Origin of the sequence: Longimicrobium terrae, from assembly GCF_014202995.1 — a bacterium.
Lineage (GTDB): Bacteria > Gemmatimonadota > Gemmatimonadetes > Longimicrobiales > Longimicrobiaceae > Longimicrobium > Longimicrobium terrae.
Window position 1 is genome coordinate 11,915 of sequence record NZ_JACHIA010000011.1, and the last position, 19,862, is coordinate 31,776.

Sequence of the window (19,862 nt, forward strand, 5' to 3'; positions counted from 1 at the left end):
CCATGGCTGATCTACACGTGACGCGCCGGGACGACGAGCTGGACCCCGACGCCACGCTCGCCGACGGGCTCGCCCCGACCGGCCGCATCACCGAACCGGACCACCTGCTGGAGGCGCACACCCACGCCGCCACGCCGGGCGTCATTGCCCAGGTGGACGATCCGGAGCTGGCGCGCCTGCAGATCGAGCAGACGCGCGCCCGCATGTCCGAAACCATCGACCAGATTGAGGACGCGCTCGTCCGCAAGCGCGCCCAAGTGGAGGAAAAGCTGGACGTGATGGCGCCGGTGCGCCGCCGCGCGCGGGAAAACGCGTGGCCGCTGCTGGGCGGCGTCTTTCTGGGCGGGCTGATCCTGGGCTATCTGACCGGGAACAGCGACGACGACGAGGACGACCGTCCCAGCAAGCGGAAGGGGCGCAAGGGTTCGCGTTCCGCCGTGGCCGAGTTCGGCATGGACCAGGACCGCGAGGAAGTAGCCGCGTACGGCGGCTTCTACCAGGAGCGCGCGGATCTGTGGGAGCGCCGCGCCCGTCGGCTGATGGACGTGGCCAACCAGCAGGAGGCCGAGCTGCTGGTGCTGCGCGGCGAAACCGAGGAGGCGGCACCCGCGCCCCGGCGCCGCGGCCGCTTCGGGCTGCGCGGCCGGTCGCGCGCCACCGTCGTGGAGCACGGCGGATATGACGGCATGCCGCTGAACGACGCGGATTCGTACACGGCCAGCCCGTCGGTGGAGTACGGCAGTCGGTACGGAAACGAGTACCGCCGCCCGGGCATCCTGGGCGCCAACGGCGAGCCCGCCCGCGGCGAGGACGACCTGTACGGCGGCATCGATCCGCTTCCGTCCCCGATCTGAGTTCGGGACGCGGACCGTGCTTTCGGGGCGCCGGCATTCGTGCCGGCGCCCCGTTCTCGTTTCGTACGCGTGCTCGGTTGAACGGCAACTGCACTCACGCGGAGGTCGCGGGGGTCGCGGAGGTCGCGGGGGAAGGGATGGTGGGTCGCGGGGGAAGGGATGGTGGGTCGCGGATGGATGCGCGGTCCGACTCGGGCCTCGTGCCACACTCGAACCTGTCATCCTGAGCGGAGCGCCGCGCCGGACTGTCCGCGTGACAGGAACCATGGCGCGCAGTCGAAGGATCTTGCCACTGTGGATGCGGAGTTCCCGGCAGGACGGAATTGGACTGGACTCGAGGTGCGGTGCTCGGGGCAGGCAATGTGGCAAGATCCTTCGACTCGCTGCATGCATTGTCGCCGCTGAGACAGCGCCGCCGCCGCTCGCTCAGGATGACAAATCGGTCCGCGGTGTGGTCTCCCCGGCGTCGCGCGGCGTGTCGGGGGAGCGGCGGGGGACGTAGATTCCATCGACCGAACGCGTCGTTCCTCTGCCGTTGAGCCGTACGTGAAGTTCTCTGCCCGCGGCGTTCTGGCCGCTTTGTTCGTGGTGGTGGTCGCCGCCGTGTGCGTGCGGCTCGGGTTCTGGCAGCTGGACCGCCTGGGCCAGCGCCGCGCGCGCAACGCCGGCATCCAGGCCGCCACCGTCATGCCTCCCCTGACGCTCTCCCCCGCGGCGTTCGATTCGCTGCGTCTGCGCCCGGAGGCGTACGCGTGGCGCCGCGTGCGCGCGTCCGGCCGCTACGACCAGGCCGCCGACGTCGTGCTGCGCGGCAAGGCGCGCGACGGGATGCCGGGCGTACAGATCGCGACACCGCTGATCCTGGCGGACGGGCGGGCGGTGATGGTGCTGCGCGGCTGGGCGCCCTCCCCCGACGGCGCGACGGCGGACGCGCGGTCGCTGCGGCTCCGGGCGGACACCGCGATCACCGTCGAGGGACTGCTGCAGCCCATCGGCGCGGAGACGGACCGCGGGCTTCCCATCGCGGGGCGCGCGGGCGCGGACACCACGTGGCGCCGCCTGAACCTGCTGGCGCTGCGCGAGCGGCGGCCGGGCACCGAACTGCTTCCGCTCAGCATCCAGCGGCTGGACTCCGACCTTTCCGACGATCCCGCCGCGGCGCTCCCCATGCCCGAGATTTCCGAAGGAAGCCACCTGAGCTACGCCGTGCAGTGGTTCAGCTTCGCCCTCATCGCCGTGGTGGGCTTTCTGGTGATGGCGCTGCGCCGCGGCCCCGCGCGCCGGGCGCCCTGACGGGGTACTCGTCTTGCAACGTCCCCGCGTCCTCTCCCCGGGTGGGGAGCGATGCAGACACGCAACGACCAGGAGACGACGCATGGCACGCTACGGACGCGAGTACAGCCAGGACGACGAGGACTTCGGTCAGGGCGGCGGATACGGCGGCGGACGCTCCAGCCGCGGCTACCGCGGCGGCGCATACGGCGGCATGGGCTCCGATTCGGCGCCGCAGTCCGGCGGGCACAGCGGATTCGGCCCCGGCGGCGGTGCGTACGACAACGACTTCGACGCCGGGCGCGGCGGCTACGGCGGCCAGGCGTTCGGCATGGACCGCGGCTACGGCGGCGGCGGCTCGCAATACGGCGGCTACGGCCAGGACACCGGCTTCACCGGCGGCGGCTACGGCCAGGACGAGTGGAGCGGGCGCGGCGGCCAGGGCTACGGCGGCGGCCAGGGCGGCTCCTACGGCGCTTCCACCGGCGGCCAGGGGTACGGCAACCAGGGCGGCTACGTGGGCGGGCAGGGCGGCGGCTACGGTGGTGGCCAGAGCCAGGGCGGGGGGTACGGCGGCTTCGGCTACGGCGGCGGATCGTACGGCGGCCAGAACTACGGCGGCTACGGGGGCGGATGGACCGAGGGCGAGTCCGGCTACGGCCGCGGCGGCTACGGCCAGCAGTCCGGCGGGCAGCAGCAGTCCGGCGGCCAAGGCGCGGGCGATGAACTGCGCCGCATGCGTGCCTCCGAGGTGATGACCGAAAATCCGGAAACGGTCACGCCCGACACCACCCTGGCCGACGCCGCGCGCAAGATGCGCGACCTGGACGTGGGCATCATTCCCGTGGTGGAAAGCGAGACCAGCAAGCGCCTCAAGGGCGTGCTGACGGACCGCGACATCACCATCCGCGCCGTGGCCGAGGGCAAGGACGCCCAGACCACCACCGTGCGCGACGTGATGACCACCGAGGTGGAAACCTGCAACAAGAACGATTCGCTGCGCGAGGTGATGAACCTCATGCAGCGCGAGCAGGTGCGGCGCGTGCCGATCACCGACCGCGAGGGCCGGCTGGTGGGGATCATCGCGCAGGCGGACTTGGCCACCGAGGTGGACAGCGAAAGCGGCCAGCGCGGCTTTGCCGACACGGTGGAGCAGATTTCCGAGCCCGGCCATCCGCGCAGCCGCGGCGGCAGCAGCCAGAGCCGCAGCGCCAGCCAGGGCTGGGGCGCGGCCGCGGGACGCAGCGGCGGCGGCGCGTCCGCCTCGAGTTCGTCCACCGGCCGCACCGCGGGCGGATCGTCCACCGGCGGATACGGCGGTTCCACCGGCGCGGGCTCGGCCGGCGGATACGGCGCTTCCACGGGCTCGGATTCCACGGGCGGATACGGCAGTTCGTCGGCGGGGCAGTCCACCGGCGGCACCAGCGCGACCGGCGGCTACGGGGCCAGCACCTCCGGCTCCGATGCCAACACCGGCGGCCTGGACTCCGGCACCGGCACCGGCGGCGAGAACGAGGTCTGACGCCGGCGGCAGGACGAAAATGGGAGAGCCCCGGGCGACCGGGGCTCTCCCATTTTCAGCCTGTCGGTGGCGGAAACCCTTGGAGCGGAGAGCCTGCGCAGTCACCAGAGGACCATCAGACTGCCTTGCACACCAGCGCAGAATCAATCAGCGGCTGTTTTGAGAGCCGTACGGTGATAGAACACCAGTTCGGGATGTACATCCGGAATCGCCATCGCCGTGTACCTGTCCGCGATCATGCGCGATATGCGCTCTGCTCGAGAGCGGAATTGAGGATGCAACGGATCATGCGGTCATAATCCACGCCGATAGTGGCGCACATGGTGGCCAGCGTGGCCGTGGGCTTGAGGCTCGGCAATGTGTTTACTTCCAAGAAGCAGGCCTCCCCGTCCTCCGCGACAATGAAATCGCTGCGGGAGTATCCCGAGCACCCGAGCGCCCGATGCGCCACTACCGCGAGCGCGCTGAGCCGCTCGTTGAGCCCCGCCGGGAATTCGGCGGGGCATTGAAAGCTGCGCAGGGCGGCCGTCTGCTTCGCCGGATGGTCGAAGAACTCCTGCGGGGTCTTGATCTCCAGCGGCGGCAGACCCACGGGCCCACCGTCCAGGTCCAAGACGCCCACCGTGACATTCCGTCCCGAACGGAAAGGTTCCGCCATCAGGCGGGCGCCGTCGGCCCCTGCGCGGCGCAGAACCTCGGCGACTTCGGCTACGGAGTGGCCCACCTCGATTCCCAGACTGCTTCCTTCAGACTCGGGCTTGATGATGACGGGCAGACCCAGCAAGTCGGCGATGAGCCGCGCCGCCTCGTGCACCGGCTGCGCGGGATCGATACGGACCTCGGGACAGACCGTCACGCCGGAGGCTGCGACGACGGTCTTCGCGGTGGGCTTGTGCATTCCCAAGGCGCTGGCCAGCACCCCAGAACCTGTGTACGGGATCCCGAACGTCTCCAGCAGTCCCTGCAGCTTGCCGTCCTCGCCATACTGCCCCGCGATGGCGAGAAAGGCCACATCCACGTGCGGCAACCCGGCGATCAGCTCGTTGGACGTGTCGATAACACGGACGTCGTACCCTTGGCGGCGCAGCGAGTCGCTGGCCGATTCTCCAGACTGCAGGGAGGGATTGCGTTCCCTGCTGACCCCTCCGGTCAGCACACCGATCCGACCTCTTCCGGGAAGCTCAAGACGCAAGTGCATGGAAGAACCAAACAAGAATGGGCGGGATATGATACCGATGGATCAGGTCAGGATAACGGGCTTCCGTCCAGACGTCAACATCCTTGTTGCAGGATCTTTCCAGGATAAGAGGATAGCCTCACCCAAAGTCTCGCGCGGAGCGCCGCACGACGGCACACCACCCGTGCGCAGCCAGAGTCCAGGACCTCGTCCCTGACGTGGAGAATGCCTGCCCGGACATTGGCAGCATGAATCCGCACGCAGCTGCGACCTCGCCCGGCGGGCGGGATTCGGGGCTGGACGGGGTTCTCACCCGCCGTGCCGGGGCCGGCCTTCGGTGATGATCACGAGCGCACGCTTGCCTGAGAGCGTGATCGGCTGACTTGTCGACGCCAGCGCGAACAGTCCCGCCATCCCCGCCGCCCCCGTAGGCCCGGCTCGTACTCCAGAGGAGCGGAGCGCTCGCAGTGCGGGGCCGCATCTGGAGTCATCAATCGCCAGATAGCTGTCAAAGCCGTACTTGATGTCGGTCCATGCGCCGGCCGACAGCAGGCCGGCGTTGATCCCCGCCATCACGGTCGATCCTGCTGCATCCAACCGGACAAGACTTCCCCGTTGGGCGGAGCGTTGCGCGGATGCGGCCACCACGCTTTCAACCGCGATGAGTTCCGGGTGGCGGACTGTCCCGCGTCGAAAGTAGCGGGCCGCCGCCGCCGCCAATCCGCCGATGCCGACCTGGACCAGAACCATATCCGGCGCGAACTCCGCCGCGTCAAGTTGGGTGTCCAGTTCGGCGAAGATCGCTCCATAGCCCTGAATCACCCATTCCGCGACACGATCCTCAGGGTCCGCTGAGGTATCGGAGAGGAGAAGACCTCCGGGTTCATGTAGGGATCGCAGGTAAGCGGCATCGACGCTGTCATCGTACGTACCGGGCACGATTACCACGTCGGCTCCCTCCGCCCGTAGGCGCGCCAGCACCCTGTCCGGCGTCTGCCGGGGCAGGTATATGGATGCGGGCAGCCCCGCCTCCCGAGCCGCACGCGCCACGGCGTGGCCATGGTTGCCGTCGGAGGCGGTGATCAGCCGGGCTACGCGTCCCCCCGCGGTGGCATCCAGGCACTGCGCGAGCGCCCACTGCACTCCCATGGCCTTGAAGGAGGTCAGGCCGAAGCGGTCAACCTCGAGCTTGGCCGCAAGATCGCGGAGCCCCAGCCGGTCAGCGAGTTCCGGCAGCCGGACGAGCGGTGACTGGTGGTAGCCTGGCAGGCGGCGGAGAAATGCGAGGGAACGCCCATCAAATGAGCGGACGCGGTCGTCGTCACGATGGGGACTCCTGAACAGCTCTGCAGGCGGTATCATGGTCGGAGTGCATGAATGGCGTGGTCATGAAGGTGCCACGAGGCTGACGCCGCCGGAACTATCCGGGAGGTAAGCCCGCGAAACGGGACGCCGTGATCCTGAACAGGCACTGCGCGCGAAGGGGATGATCCTCCGGCATGGCGGGGTGATGAAAGTGCCCGCTGAACGCCATCCCGATACGATGCATGACTTCGCGGGAACGCGCGTTGCCTGCAGCGCAGAATGAGACGATCTCCTCCAACCCAAGCCGCTCAAATCCCACGCGCAAGCTAGCCCGCGCGCCTTCGGTGGCGTAGCCGCGCCCCCAGTGCTGCGGCGCCAGCCGCCAGCCGATCTCGGTGCACGGGGAGAATGGATAGGTGAGGCGCGGGCATTGAATGCCGATAAAGCCGATGAATTCACGGGATTCCCGCAGTTCGGCCGCCCAGAACCCCCACCCGTGGTGATTGACGTGCGCGGAGATTCGGTCCACCAGTTGGTCCGCGGCGGCGCGATCTGGCAGCGGCCGGAGAAATTCCATGGCCGCGGGATCGGCGCAGAGCCGCGCGAAGGGCTCGCGATCAGAATCGCGCCACTCCCGGAGGAGGAGCCTGGCCGTGAGGATTTCCATGGAGCTTTCCAGGCGTGTGGCGGCTGGCGTTCGCCATTTACGGAAGGCACACTCCGTAGCGCAGCACCCAACCGGAGGCACCGTGAGGGACGCCGCGCGCTTGCGGGGCACCAGGTGGGTCTACGTTGCCCGCGCAGTTCCGGCGTGAACACCACGGTAGTGTCGACGGGGGCCATCGACAAGACAGTATGACATTCCACGCTGCGCCATGAAGACGTCTTCGATCGAGGTCCACCCCTCCATGATCGGTCCGCAATCCATCCGCGCGGCGCCGGAACAATCCGGGATGCCCTTTGCAGCAACGCGTTCAGCCTGCGGCGTTTCGCGGTGCCGGATCCCTGGTGCTGAGCTGACGCTCGGGATACGCGCGTCCGGAGGTACTGAAACGCAAAGAAGGTCCTCCCATTATCGACGGCGCGAAGACACCTGCCCCTGCTGCTTCGCCCGGCGTACCCGGACTCGTGCCCGGGTTGTCTTGAGTGCTTCTCCTTCTCCGTCCTACTCGAACCTCTTCAACACCAGCGTCGTGTTCGCGCCGCCGAATCCGAACGAGTTGCTGATGACCACGTCCAGCGCCGCCTCGCGGGCGGTGTCGGGAACGTAGTCCAGGTCGCACTCGGGATCCGGGTTCCGCAGGTTGATGGTCGGCGGCATGATCCCCTCGTTCAGCGCCATCGCGCACACCGCCGCCTCGATGCTGGCGCTGCCGCCCAGCGCGTGCCCGATCATCGACTTGGTGGACGACACCGCCAGCCGGTCCGCGTGCGCGCCGAACACGGAGCGGATCGCCCGCGTTTCCGCCCGGTCGCCCACCGGCGTCGACGTGCCGTGCGCGTTGATGTAGTCCACCCGCTCCGGCGCGATCCCCGCGCTGCGCAGCCCGCGCTTCATCGCCAGGGCGGCGCCCTCGCCGTTCTCCGGCGGCGCGGTGATGTGGTACGCGTCCGCGCTCATCCCGAAGCCGATCACCTCCGCCAGGATCGGCGCGCCGCGCTCGCGGGCGCTTTCCAGCTCTTCCATCACCAGAATGCCGCCGCCCTCCGCGTGCACGAAGCCGCTGCGCGTGGCGTCGAACGGACGCGACGCGGTCTCCGGCGTTTCCCACTGCGTGGCCAGCGCGCGCGCCGCCGCGAATCCGCCAAAGCTGATGGGGGTAAGGCACGCCTCGGTGCCGCCGGCCAGCATCATCTTCGCATCGCCGCGCTGGATGGCGTGAAAGGCTTCGCCGATGGCGTGGTTGCTGCTGGCGCACGCGCTGACCGGGGCGTAGCTGGGCCCCTGCGCGCCGGTGCGGATGGCGATCTGCCCCGCGGCCAGGTTGATGATGCTGGCGGGGATGAAGAACGGCGACACGCGGCTCAGCGTCCCCTTCTCCCGCGCCGTATCCGCCGTTTCCATGATGCTGATCAGCCCGCCCATCCCCGAGCCGACGATGGTTCCCGTTTCCGTGGGATCGGGAACGGGGCCCAGCCCGCCCAGCCCGGCGTTCACCATGGCGTCGTGCGCGGCGACGAGCGCGTACTGGATGAACCAGTCCATCCGCCGCGCGTCCTTGCGGTCCAGCACCGGCTCCGGCGAAAAGTTCTTCACCTCGCCCGCGATGGCGATTTCCGGCGCCAGGCCGGGAAGTTCGCACCTGGTGAGCGGCCCGATGCCGGAACGGCCGGCCTTGACCCCCGCCCACGTTTCCGCCGCGGTGTTGCCCAGCGCCGAAACCAGCCCGACGCCCGTGATGACGACCCTGCGCTGCTGCACGATAGCGCCCTGTCCTGGTGGTGATCCGGGTTGACTCAAAATCGATCGAACGCCCGCCTACGCCTTCAGCAGCCCGCGCTGCAGGGCGAACTTCACCAGCTCGCTGCGGTGGTGAAGGTTCAGCTTTTCCATGATCCGCGCGCGGTACGTGTCCACCGTCTTGGGGCTGATGAACAGCTTCTTGCCGATCTCGCTGCTGCTGAACCCCTCCACCGTAAAGCCCAGCACCTCGCGCTCTCGTTCAGTGAGCTTTTCGATGGGGTCCTCCACTCCCGGCTCGGCCTTCTGCTTCAGGCCGCGCAGCAGGAGCTTGGCGCCGGACGGGTACAGGAACACGTCGCCTGATGCCACGGTGCGGATGGCCTCGATCAGCTCCTCGTCCGCGCTGCGCTTGTTGACGTAGCCGCTGCCGCCGGCCTCGAGGACGGGGAGGAGGTGCTCTTCCTCGCCGTGCATCGTCAGCACGAGGACGCGGGCGGTGGTGCCCAGCGCGGCGATCTGGCGCACGGCCTCCAGCCCGCCCATCCCCGGCATCGACAGGTCCATCACCACCACGTCGGGGCGAAGCTGCGGCACCTTCATCACCGCCTCCTCGCCCGTGCCCGCCTCGCCCACCACCAGAAACCCGGGTTCCGCCTCCAGCAGCGCGCGCAGGCCGGCGCGCAGCACGGCGTGGTCATCCACCAGCAGGATGCGGATCGGGGTGGCCATGGGAGCGATGGGGATGGGGGAAAGACAAAACCGCCGCGGGCCGAATCTGGCCCGCGGCGGAGGAAAATGCAAGTCTTTGCGCCGTTACAGCTTGCCTGAAAGCCACGCCGGCGTCCATCCCGCCATGGTGCCGGACATGGCGGAAAAGTGCCCCAGCATCATCATCAGCCCCACGGCGACGAGCAGCACGCCGCTGGCGCGGTTGATCCACGGAAGCAGGCGCCGCATTCCCTTGAACGCGGTCAGAAAGCGGTCGATCAGCAGCGTGCTGAGCAGAAACGGAATCGCCAGCCCGGCCGAGTAGACGAAGAGCAGCCCCATCCCCTGGCCCATGCTTCCGCGCGTGGCGGCAAGCGTAAGGATGCCGCCCAGCACCGGCCCGATGCACGGCGTCCATCCCGCGCCGAACGTCACGCCGACGGCCACGGTGCCCAAGTAGCCCGCAGGCTTCTGGGCCAGGTGCATGCGCCACTCGCGGCCGGCGCCGGGAAGGCGCAGCAGCCCCAGCAGGTACAGGCCGAACAGGATCAGCAGCGCGCCGCCGATGCGCTCCACCCAGGTGCTGGCGTAGCGCATCAGGCTGCCCAGAAACGTCGCGGACGCGCCCATGATCATGAACACGGCGGTGAACCCGGCCACGAACAGCAGGCCGTGGATCAGCGCGGTGCGGCGGGTGCGGCGCTCGTCCACGGCCAGTTCATCCAGCGACATGCCGGTGATGAACGTGGCGTAGCTGGGCACCAGCGGCAGCACGCAGGGCGATAGAAAGCTGAGCAGCCCGGCCGAAAAGGCGACGAACAGGCCAAGGGACTGGGATTCCATGCGGATCGACGGCTGTGGGACGGCGGTGTGGCCGTGTGTACCCCGGATGCCCGCGCGGGGTCTGCGCGCGCACCAGGACGCCCGCAAGTATGGAAAGATCGCGCGTCGGGCGGCATGCGGCAATCAACCCGGCCGCGTGGGGAGATCCCGCACGCCGTACCACCCGGCTTTTCGTCCTCTCCGCCCGGCGTGAGCACGCCGGATTCCGGGACGGACGGAGACGTCTGGATTCCATATGCAACACAAGTGTTGCGCATCGACGGAGCCCTGATTATCATGTGCAACGTAAATGTTGCATGTGCGGCCGCACGGGCCGCCCGCCTCCACAGCCCGGGGATTGATCGATGACGATGAGCGCTCAGGAAACGCAGGCGCGGTCCAGCACGGACCGGATCGAAAAAGTGCTGACGATGCGCGCGCCGCGGTCCCGCGTGTGGCGCGCGGTGTCGACCGTGTCGGAGTTTTCCACCTGGTTCCGCGTCAAGCTGGACGGCGAGTTCGCCGAGGGCGCGACGCTGCAGGGAGACGTGTCCCACGCGGACGGCCGGTTCGCGTGCTCCATCGAAATGCAGATCGAGGCCGTGCAGCCCGAGCGCTACTTCGCCTACCGCTGGCACCCGTACCCCATCCCCGCCGGCGACTACTCGGCGGAGGCCATGACGCTGGTGGAGTTCACGCTGGAGGATGCGGAGGAAGGCACCCTGGTCACCATCGTGGAATCCGGGTTCGACGACATTCCGCTCGCCCGCCGCGCCGAAGCGTTCCGCATGAACGACGGCGGATGGACGGGGCAGATGAAGAACCTGGCGCGCCATGTCGAGTAGCCGCGGCTCGGCGGCGCTCAAGCTGGACGAGGCCGTGCCCGTGTTCGCCGCCCTGGGCGACGCCACGCGGCTCGGCCTGGTGGGGCGGCTTTCCGCGGAGGGGCCGCTTTCCATCACCCGGCTCAGCGAGGGCACCGGGGTGACGCGCCAGGCCGTCACGCGGCACCTGCACGCGCTGGGCGATGCGGGTCTTGTGCGGGACAGCAGGCGCGGCCGCGAGCGGGTGTGGGCGCTCAACCTGGAGCGGCTGGCCACCGCGCGAAGCTACCTGGACGAGATTTCCGCGCAGTGGGACGATGCCGCCGAGCGTCTCCGCGCCTTTGTAGAGAACGATTGATCCATGTGCGGAGCGGTGGCGGAACGTGATCGCCGTCGCCCGCCTCAACCCCGGAAGGGATCGATTCATGTCGCGCGTTCTTGTGACGGTCCGCCGTACAGCGTGCGCGCTGCTGGCGGCCTTTGTGATGGCTCCCGGTGCCGCGGCGCAGGGCGCGTCCGCGTCCCGCCCGCCCATGGGCCTGCTCACCGCGATGAGCGCGGCGGAGCAGACGCGGCTGGCCCTGAGCACGGCGCCGCCGGAAGTGTCGGCGCACGCCTCCGTCTTCGTGCTGGCCGATGGCCGGTACACGCAAACGCGCACCGGCACCAACGGCTTCACCTGCCTGATCGAGCGGGAGCTTCTGGAGACGGTGGAGCCGGTGTGCTACGACGCCGAGGGGAGCGCCACCACCATGCTGGCGCGCTTCCACCGCGAGGAACTGCGCGCGCAGGGGCTGCCGGAGGACGAGGTGAAGCGGCGCATCGACGCGGCGTACGCGGCCGGGCGGCTGCTGGCGCCGCGCAAGCCGGGGCTGGTGTACATGCTGGCCGCGGAGCAGTGGTCGTACAATCCGTTCGAGCAGAAGGTGTGGAACGCGCCCGCGCACTTCATGCTCTACGCGCCGTACGCGAAGCAGGAGGACATGGGTGCCGCCGCGGGTCCGGGCATGCCCGTGATCGCGTGGCCCGGCCAGCCCGACGCGCTGATCATCGTGATGGCGCACACGCCCGCCACGCACTGACCGCGGGGGTTGGATGGAAACGAGGCCCGGAGAACCGCCTGGTTCTCCGGGCCTCGCTCGTCATTGGGCTTGGTGTCGCGCGACGGATCAGGACGTGGCGCAGTACGCGGCGATGGTGTTGACGGCGGTGATGTTGACCTGCGCGCCCTGGCGGACCAGGTACTCGGATGCGCCGTAGCGCGGGGAGCCGGGATGCCAGTTGTAGGTGTAGCCCAGCCGGGTCCACGGGTAGCCCAGCCCGGGCTGCCCTTGGCCGGACTGCGGATAGCCGTTCGGAACCTGCCACGAGGAAAGCATCTGGTTGGCCATCCACACCACGTGCGCCGTATCCACGCCGGCGGGAAACTGGAGGCCGCAGGAGGCGGACGGGCCGCCTGCGCAGGGCCACTGCGTGGTGACGGCGGGATCGACCGTGGGGCGGAACATGGCGGCGGCGGGCGCGGTGATCTCCACGAAGTACGCGACGGAGTCCGCGGGGTGCAGGCCCAGCAGCTGGCGCAGGCGCATCTTTACGTCCTCGCCCGTCCAGTCGTCGCACGAGTCGCGCACTTCCGGCACGACCGTCACCCACGTCTGGCGCTGCATGGTCTGCGGCCCGGTGGACGGGTTCCAGGTTCCGAGCGTAACCACCCGCACGTTGCCGGCGGAATCCGCGACGACCGGGTGAAGCGGAAGCACGTTCTGGGGCGAGTACATGGCGGAGTTGGCCATGGCCTGCGCGTACGCCTGGATCAGCGGCGGCACCCCGGCCGCGGGTGCGGGGCCGGAGGGCAGGGACGTGGTCTGCGTGCACGCGCCCAGCAGCACGAGCAAGGTGGTGGCGATGAATCGTGGAGTCGTGATCATGATCGGGGTGGGATGGAGGCATGATGTGGATCGAACGCCACCAAAAAGCGTCGGGAGCCGCGTGTGCGCAAGGCTGATGATTTTTGCGATCGACGGATGGCAGTGCAGAAACGTGGCTCGAGCAGGTCGGCGCATGCGGAGGCACCCCTCTCCCCCCAGCCCCCTCTCCCGCAAGCGGGAGAGGGGGAGCCGTTCGGTTCGGGCGGCGGGTTCGGCTCGCGGCGCGATCGCCGCGTTCGTGGCTCCGCGGAGAAGTTGAAGCCCCGAACCGGACGCGCCAGCGGCCGGTGTCGGGGCTTTGCGGTGTTCGAGCGGCGGATTCATCCGCTCAGGATGGAATCGGGCGAGCATTTCTCCGCTCCCCGACCGGAACCCCAGGCGGCGACCAACCCTCCCCCGGTCTTTTTCGGGGGAGGGTGGGCCGGTGGTGCCGGCCCGGGTGGGGGCCGCCCTGGACTCCGCCCGTCGCGCGGATCCATAACCATCGCCCCAAACGAAAAGCGGGCCCCGCGACCGGAATCGCGGGGCCCGCCTGTCCATCCAACCGCCCGATCAGCTCCTGGCGGACGTCTGCTGCTGCGGAACCGACATCGTGGGAATGAACCGGCGAATCTCGCGCAGCCCGCTCATCAGGTAGTCGATCACCTCGCCCGCCGTGTACCCGCTGCGGTCGCTGCCGATGAAGCGGCGGATGTTCTTGAGCTCGTCGCCGCTGGTGATCAGCGGCTGCTCCACACTGCCGTCCGTGCGGTGCTGCGGATGGCCCACCACCGCGAACAGCGCGTTGCACAGGCACTTGCGCCCGGCGGTATCCTCCACGCAGCCGCCCTTCTTGACGTACGTGTCCACCGGCTCGGCGGCGCAGCGGTAGTCGATGCGGCCGTCGGGGCGCCTGTACGCCTCGCGCAGGTAGCCCAGGTCGCACACGCGCTTGCGCTTGGCGTACGTGGCGGGGTCGGCCATGGTGCCGCCGATCTGCACCACCTTGAACGGAAAGCCCGTGGGCGACGCGCGGCCGTCCGTGAGCACGTCGATGCGGTCTTCCTGCGCTTGGCGGATGACGTCGGCCTTGAGCTCCGGCGTGATCCCCGACTCTTCGGCGTAGGCGAACAGCGTTCCCACCTGGATCCCCGCGGCGCCCGCGTCCAGCGCGGCCTGCAGCCGCTCCGGCGAGCCCGCGCTGCCGGCCAGCCAGAAGGGAAGCCCGTGGTCCTTCATCTTTTCCAGATCGACCTCGTCGCGCTCGCCGTAGATCGGCTCGCCGCGCTCGTTCAGCGTCAGCTCGCCGCGGGGCGGGGCGTTGTGGCCGCCCGCAGTGGGCGCCTCGATGATGAACCCGTCCACCCGCCCCGACGCCTTGCGCACCAGCATGGTGGCCAGCGAGTTGGAGGCGATGATGGGAAGGAAGTAGGGCCGCTTCATGGGCACCGGTGGCGTGGCGGAATGCACGCGCGGGTCAAAGCTCAGCACCGCCGTCTCGTCGCGCGCCAGCCCCTCGACGTCGAACTTCATGGACGCGGGCTCGTGCGCGGCAAAGCGGTCCAGCACGCCCGGGATGTCCTTGGGGATGCCGGCGCCCATCAGCACGTAGTCCACCTGGGCCAGCATGGCGCCGTACAGCGTGGCCAGGTTGGGCATCTGCACCTTGGTGAGCAGGTTGATGCCCACGGGCCCGGAGTGCCCTTCCTTGGCCAGGTACACCTCCACGAACGACGCCAGCACGGTGAGCTGTTCGCGCACCTTGCTCACCACCTGGCGGTACATGGGGATTTCCTTGTACGACTCGCCTTCGCCCAGGCCGTCGGGGCGAAAGTACCGCGTAAGAACGTCCGTGCACACGTCGGGGAACGGGAACGCCTCCATGGCGCGGCGGATGTGCCCGCCCATGTCGCCGTCCTGCAGCCGCCGGATCATCAGTGAGTCGATGGAGGTGCCGGACACGACGCCCATGTGACCCCGCAGAGCGACGGCCTTGGCCAGCACCCAGTTCGAGACCCCTACCCCCATGCCGCCCTGAATGATGAGCGGGTGCGTGACGGATGCGATCATGTCCTTGCGGGGCACACGGTTCCGATTCCTGCTCTCCGGTCTGCCCGAGATGCCGGGCGGGCGGAGTCAAGCTGCTGGAATCAAACGACTTAGCGGTTTCCGGATCGTTAAAGATGAGCGCTGTTCACCCATCGCGCAAGTCCCGCACCGCCGCGGCGGGGGTGGCCGGCGCCTTCTGTTTGATTCGTAACCCGTTGGGGCTGAGGAGTTTCCATTCCGCGAAATCTCACTGACCCGGCGGTCAGATTGGTGGGGCCTTCCGGAGCCGGGCGGGGCGGGGAAGATGATTCGCCGGAGGCGGGGTTCGCGGGTGGCCCCCACCCGGGCCGGCACCACCGGCCCACCCTCCCCCGAAAAAGACCGGGGGAGGGTTGTTGGCGGCGATATCTCGGCGTGTGTGGGTTGAGCGAATGAATCCGCCGCTCCAACAGCGGGAACCCCCGACACGGCGCTATTCGCGCGCCGTTCGGGGCTTCAACTGCATCGGAACCAAGCTACCCGCGCCGCAATCCGGCGCCGTGCTGAGGTCTCCCTTTCTCCCGCGGAGCGGGGGAGAGGGCCGGGGAGAGGGGGCCTCTCCGATCGCGCGGCACCATCCGAAGCACATCGAACCCGCAGTTCTCCCCTCTCCGCGCGGCAGTTTGCACGGGGAGGGGCCTCATAGCGTCGGACGCGACCAACCTTTCCGATCCGCACGGCACTGGTGTGTGCTCCCTCTCCCACATCCGTTCGTGGGAGAGGGTCGTCGTGCGCAGCACGCGGGGTGAGGGCCCACAGCCCGCGTGCCACACCTCAGTCCGCCCGGCCCGCGCGACGCCCCCTCGCCGCCTTCCGACGCCAGCCATATCTTTGGCGATAGACAGTTGTCGCCTGCCCACGTTCGCCGATCCGCGTCTCCGACGCCGCGCGCCCGTTCATCGTCCGTGCGCGGCGGAGACGCTTTTCCTGGAGATGGACTGATGTCGCAGATCGCACCGGCCACGCTGGAAGGGTGGTACGCCCTTCACCAGGTGTTTTCGATGGACTGGGCCGCCCTGCGCGCCGCCGGCCCCGCCGCGCGCGCCGAACTGGCCGCTGAAGCCACGGCGCTCTTCAACGAACTGGCCAAGGGGGCAGACGGCACGTGGAGCGCGCCCTTCCGCCTGGCGGGCGGTGGCGCGGACTGGCTGTTCGTGCACTTTCGCCCCACGCTGGACGAACTGGCCGACGTGCAGCGCCGCGTGAGCGACAGCGCGCTGGGCGCGTACCTGCGCCGCGAGTACGACTACCTTTCCATCACCGAGGCCGGCCTGTACCACGCCACCGCCGAGGCCGCGGGCGAGCACAAGCCCGGCTCCGACGAGTTCCGCGCCCGCATCGCCGAGTCCATGGCCGCCGAAGCCGCCTCGGCGCACGTGCGCAGCCGCCTGTATCCGCAGGTGCCGGAAGGGATGCGCTACGTTTCCTTCTATCCCATGACCAAGCGGCGCGAGCAGGGCGCCAACTGGTATTCGCTCCCGGTGGCGGACCGCAGCCGCCTGATGCGCGAGCACGGAATGACGGGGCGCACCTTTGCCGGGCGGGTCTTCCAGGTCATCACCGGCAGCGTGGGGCTGGACGACTGGGAATGGGGCGTGACCCTGTTCGCCCGCGACCCGCTGGAGTTCAAGCGCATCGTCACCGAGATGCGCTACGACGAGGCGAGCGCGGTGTACGGCGAGTTCGGCCGGTTCTTTACCGGCATCCGATTTGCCCCCGAGGAGTGGGCGTCGCACCTTGGCGTGGTAGCGGGGTAGCAGAAAGCCGGCGGCGGGTCCAACTGGGGCCCGGTCCCCTCTCGGGACCGGGCTCGTCTGCCGCTGGCCCTTATCGCAAACGTACCCTCCGGGCGCTTCGTTCTGGCCGAACCGGGCGGAGTGGTCGTACATTCAGCGAATGAACTGGATCACCCCCTTTGAAGCCGTCGGCCGCGGCACGATCGGCGTGCTGTCCGACTTCGGTCGGTTCAGCCGCTTCATCGCGCAGACCGGTCAGGCGTTGTGGGACGTACGCACCTGGCTTTCCCTGACCGCGGGGCAGATGCGCAAGCTGGGGGTGAACTCGCTCCCCATTGCGCTCTTTCTGTCCGCGTTCACCGGAATCGTGCTGGCGCTGCAGGCGTCGTACACCTTCACCGGCGCCATCCCGCTGTACTTCGTGGGTACGCTGGTGGGCAAGACCATGATGCTGGAGCTGGGCCCGGTGCTTACGGGGCTGGCCATGTCCGGCCGCGTGGGCGCCAACATCGCGGCCGAACTGGGCACCATGCGCGTGTCGGAGCAGATCGACGCGCTGGAAACGATGGCGTACAACCCGCACTCGTACCTGGTACTGCCCCGGGTGATCGCGGGAACGCTCATGGTTCCCATCATCGTCACCTTCAGCAACGTCATCGGCATCGCCTGCGGGTGGGTTACGGCCATGCAGATGCTGGACATGAGCAGCCAGCAGTTCGTGCTGGGGCTGCGGCTCTTCTTTGATCCGTTCGACATCACCTACTACCTGATCAAGTCCGTTTCCTTCGGCTTCGTCATCACCATCCTGGGCTGCTACCAGGGGTTCTACACCGAGGGCGGCGCCGAGGGCGTGGGCGTGGCCACGACGCGCGCGGTGGTGCTGGCGAGCGTGATGATCCTGGTGCTGGACGCCTTCTGGGCCGCCACGCTGCTGCAGACGTGAGCATCGAACTCATCGACGTGCACAAGTCGTTCGGCCCCAAGCAGATCCTGCGCGGGCTGAACCTTGAGGTCAAGGAAGGCCAGACCGTTTCGCTGGTGGGCTTTTCGGGCGCGGGCAAGTCGCTGACGCTCAAGCACATCGCGGGGCTGATGACGCCGGACCGCGGCACCATCAAGGTGGACGGGCAGAACATTCCCACGCTGTCGCGGCAGGATCTGTACAAGCTGCGGCTGGACATCGGGTACGTCTTTCAGTTCGCGGCGCTGTTCGACAGCATGACCATCGCCGAGAACCTGTCGATGGGGCTCATCAAGAAGGGCGGGATGAGCGCGTCGGAAATCCGCGACCGGGTGGCCGAGTCGCTGGACCGGGTGGGGCTTTCCGGATTCCAGGACCGCTATCCGTCGGAGATGTCGGGCGGGCAGCAGAAGCGGGCGGGGCTGGCGCGCGCCGTGGCGTATCGTCCCAAGTACCTGCTGTACGACGAGCCCACCAGCGGCCTGGACCCGGTGACCACCGAGGTCATCGACCGGCTGATTCTGAAGATGAAGGAAGATCTGGGGGTCACCAGCCTGGTGATTACCCACGACATGAAGAGCGCGTACAACATCAGCGACCGCATCGCCATGCTCTTTGAGGGCAGGGTGGTGGAGGAAGGCACGCCGGAAGAGTTCCAGCGCTCCAGGCACCCCCTGGTTCGCGGCTTCGTGGAGGGGCGTCCGGAGGTGATCGAGGAGGCGCAGCGGCAGATGGCCGAGGAAGCCGCGAACGGCGGAGACGGACACCGCGGGCACGGCTCGCAGGGGAGACACGCATGAGGTTCAAGAACGAGGCGGTCGTAGGGCTGGTGGTGATCCTGGGGATCCTTACCGCGGTGGCCGGATCGGTGTGGCTCAGCGGCCAGAGCTGGGGCGCGGCGCAGCGCGACATCAGCGCGGCGTTCAGCGACGTGGGCGCGCTTACCGAGGGCAACGCGGTCAAGTACCGCGGGGTCAAGGTGGGCCGCGTGAGCAAGATCGAGCTGTCGCCGCGCGGAACGGGCGTGTACGTGACCATGGGCGTGGACCCCTCGGTCACCATCCCCCGCAACGCGGCGGTGCTGCTGAGCGCCGAGTCCATGTTCGGGGACTGGCAGGCGGAAATCATCAGCCAGAGCGACTTTCCGGACCTGGTCTTTACCTCCGTGCCGCGGCGCGACGTGCTTCCGGGCGCGGCGCTCCCCGACATTTCGGAGCTGACGGCCGTGGCCGCGCGCATCGCCGGCGACATTGAAACGCTGTCGACGCGCATCCAGATCGCCTTCACGCCCGAGACGGCGGTGAAGATCCGGCAGACGATCGAGAACGTGGAAGGCGTGACGGAGCAGCTGAGCGGCTTTGTGGACCAGCAGACGCGCACCTACGGGCAGGTGGGCACCAACGTGCTGGCGTCCACGGAAAACATCCGCCTCGCCACGGCCGAGGCGCGGCAGACCATGGCGGACGTGCGCACCAGCCTGCAGGGCGGCGACGTGCAGCAGATTCTGAGCAACGCGCGCCAGGCCAGCGCCAACCTGAACACGCTCAGCTCGCAGCTGTCCACGGCGGCGTCGGGAATGCCCGGGCTGCTGGCGCGCACGGACACCACGATCGCGGCGTTCGGCGCCACGGCCACGGTGCTGAACCAGACGCTCACCGGGCTGCAGCCGGGGCTGGCGGAAGTGGGGCCGACGGTGGCGGAGACGCGGGCGCTGATCACCAACTTCAACGGCCTGCTCACCAACCTGCAGAGCAACCAGGGCAGCATCGGCCGGCTGATGACGGACCCGGCGCTGTACGAGGAGACGCAGCGGCTGATCGTGACCATGCAGCGGCTGATGGCCGACATTCAGGCGAATCCGGGGAAGTACATCGCGGAGCTGCAAATCTTTTAGGGAAAGTGCGTGAGTGCTGGGTGCGTGAGTGCGTGAGTGCTCCGCGTGCATCCGGGGCTCGGGCGTGAGCGAGGGAATGAGGACAACCGGCGGGCGGGGCAACGAGCAGCGGGTTGCCCCGCCCGTTTTGCGGGGTGGAGCGCAGGCGGGGGGTGATGGTGTCGCCGTGAAGATGATCCAGGCGCGATGGGCGGAGTTCGCGGGCGGCCCCCACCCGGGCCGGCACCACCGGCCCACCCTCCCCCAAAAAAGACTGGGGGAGGGTTGTTGGGGCGGCGGGTTCGGTGCGGACCGGCGAATGCCCTGCGTGAGCGAATCTCGTTGAGCGAATGAATCCGCCGCTCGAACAGCGGGAACCCCCGACACCGGCCGCTGTCGCGTCCGGTTC

General features: G+C 68.8%; 18 protein-coding genes. 10 read left to right on the forward strand and 8 right to left on the reverse strand.

The features are described 5' to 3' along the window. The first annotated feature begins 2 nt into the window (after positions 1–2). The 3 genes from HNQ61_RS17040 to HNQ61_RS28315 all read left to right on the forward strand — a co-directional run bounded on the left by HNQ61_RS17040 (position 3) and on the right by HNQ61_RS28315 (position 3,648). On the forward strand, positions 3–854 hold the full coding sequence (locus HNQ61_RS17040; RefSeq protein ID WP_170035284.1) for a hypothetical protein: 852 nt from the start codon (positions 3–5) through the stop codon (positions 852–854). A gap of 546 nt (positions 855–1,400) precedes the next feature. Further along, positions 1,401–2,147, forward strand: coding sequence for an SURF1 family cytochrome oxidase biogenesis protein (locus HNQ61_RS17045; RefSeq protein ID WP_170035285.1), 747 nt, complete (start codon positions 1,401–1,403; stop codon positions 2,145–2,147). 82 nt (positions 2,148–2,229) lie between these two features. Further along, on the forward strand, positions 2,230–3,648 hold the full coding sequence (locus HNQ61_RS28315) for a CBS domain-containing protein (protein ID WP_170035286.1): 1,419 nt from the start codon (positions 2,230–2,232) through the stop codon (positions 3,646–3,648). Positions 3,649–3,883: 235 nt separating this feature from the next. On the opposite strand, the gene HNQ61_RS17055 is transcribed toward HNQ61_RS28315, so the two are convergent. The 6 genes from HNQ61_RS17055 to HNQ61_RS17080 all read right to left on the reverse strand — a co-directional run bounded on the left by HNQ61_RS17055 (position 3,884) and on the right by HNQ61_RS17080 (position 10,085). Next, entirely contained in the window at positions 3,884–4,846 is a 963-nt protein-coding gene (locus HNQ61_RS17055) for a D-alanine--D-alanine ligase family protein (protein WP_170035287.1), read from the reverse strand. Positions 4,847–5,134: 288 nt separating this feature from the next. Continuing rightward, positions 5,135–6,187, reverse strand: coding sequence for a pyridoxal-phosphate dependent enzyme (locus HNQ61_RS17060; RefSeq protein WP_170035288.1), 1,053 nt, complete (start codon positions 6,185–6,187; stop codon positions 5,135–5,137). Positions 6,188–6,245: 58 nt separating this feature from the next. Next, on the reverse strand, positions 6,246–6,797 hold the full coding sequence (locus HNQ61_RS17065) for a GNAT family N-acetyltransferase (protein WP_205761588.1): 552 nt from the start codon (positions 6,795–6,797) through the stop codon (positions 6,246–6,248). A gap of 498 nt (positions 6,798–7,295) precedes the next feature. Continuing rightward, on the reverse strand, positions 7,296–8,552 hold the full coding sequence (gene fabF, locus HNQ61_RS17070; protein ID WP_170035289.1) for a beta-ketoacyl-ACP synthase II: 1,257 nt from the start codon (positions 8,550–8,552) through the stop codon (positions 7,296–7,298). 57 nt (positions 8,553–8,609) lie between these two features. After that, complete coding sequence (locus HNQ61_RS17075) at positions 8,610–9,263, reverse strand: response regulator (RefSeq protein WP_170035290.1); 654 nt, start codon at positions 9,261–9,263, stop codon at positions 8,610–8,612. Positions 9,264–9,347: 84 nt separating this feature from the next. After that, positions 9,348–10,085: a cytochrome c biogenesis CcdA family protein gene (locus HNQ61_RS17080; RefSeq protein WP_170035291.1), complete on the reverse strand. Its 738-nt coding sequence runs from the start codon at positions 10,083–10,085 to the stop codon at positions 9,348–9,350. A 344-nt stretch (positions 10,086–10,429) separates the two neighbouring features. On the opposite strand from HNQ61_RS17080, the gene HNQ61_RS17085 reads away from it, so the two are divergent. The 3 genes from HNQ61_RS17085 (at position 10,430) to HNQ61_RS17095 (ending at position 11,970) form a co-directional block, all read left to right on the forward strand. After that, positions 10,430–10,909, forward strand: coding sequence for an SRPBCC family protein (locus tag HNQ61_RS17085; RefSeq protein ID WP_205761601.1), 480 nt, complete (start codon positions 10,430–10,432; stop codon positions 10,907–10,909). Then, complete coding sequence (locus HNQ61_RS17090; protein WP_170035292.1) at positions 10,899–11,246, forward strand: ArsR/SmtB family transcription factor; 348 nt, start codon at positions 10,899–10,901, stop codon at positions 11,244–11,246. Before HNQ61_RS17085 ends, HNQ61_RS17090 begins: the two co-directional genes overlap by 11 nt. A gap of 67 nt (positions 11,247–11,313) precedes the next feature. Beyond that, positions 11,314–11,970, forward strand: a complete 657-nt coding sequence (locus HNQ61_RS17095) for a hypothetical protein (protein ID WP_170035293.1) — start codon at positions 11,314–11,316, stop codon at positions 11,968–11,970. Positions 11,971–12,057: 87 nt separating this feature from the next. Here HNQ61_RS17095 and HNQ61_RS17100 read toward each other — a convergent pair whose 3' ends face one another. After that, on the reverse strand, positions 12,058–12,816 hold the full coding sequence (locus tag HNQ61_RS17100; protein WP_170035294.1) for a hypothetical protein: 759 nt from the start codon (positions 12,814–12,816) through the stop codon (positions 12,058–12,060). A gap of 552 nt (positions 12,817–13,368) precedes the next feature. After that, entirely contained in the window at positions 13,369–14,865 is a 1,497-nt protein-coding gene (locus HNQ61_RS17105) for a nitronate monooxygenase (RefSeq protein WP_205761602.1), read from the reverse strand. Between the two features lie 959 nt (positions 14,866–15,824). On the opposite strand from HNQ61_RS17105, the gene hemQ reads away from it, so the two are divergent. The 4 genes from hemQ to HNQ61_RS17125 all read left to right on the forward strand — a co-directional run bounded on the left by hemQ (position 15,825) and on the right by HNQ61_RS17125 (position 19,474). Further along, the gene (hemQ, locus tag HNQ61_RS17110; protein WP_170035295.1) at positions 15,825–16,640 is read left to right on the forward strand and encodes a hydrogen peroxide-dependent heme synthase; all 816 of its coding nucleotides are present in this window, start codon (positions 15,825–15,827) and stop codon (positions 16,638–16,640) included. A gap of 139 nt (positions 16,641–16,779) precedes the next feature. Then, positions 16,780–17,562, forward strand: a complete 783-nt coding sequence (locus HNQ61_RS17115; protein ID WP_170035296.1) for an MlaE family ABC transporter permease — start codon at positions 16,780–16,782, stop codon at positions 17,560–17,562. Further along, complete coding sequence (locus tag HNQ61_RS17120) at positions 17,559–18,380, forward strand: ATP-binding cassette domain-containing protein (RefSeq protein WP_205761603.1); 822 nt, start codon at positions 17,559–17,561, stop codon at positions 18,378–18,380. Before HNQ61_RS17115 ends, HNQ61_RS17120 begins: the two co-directional genes overlap by 4 nt. Next, on the forward strand, positions 18,377–19,474 hold the full coding sequence (locus tag HNQ61_RS17125) for an MlaD family protein (RefSeq protein ID WP_170035297.1): 1,098 nt from the start codon (positions 18,377–18,379) through the stop codon (positions 19,472–19,474). Before HNQ61_RS17120 ends, HNQ61_RS17125 begins: the two co-directional genes overlap by 4 nt. Positions 19,475–19,862: the final 388 nt, after the last annotated feature.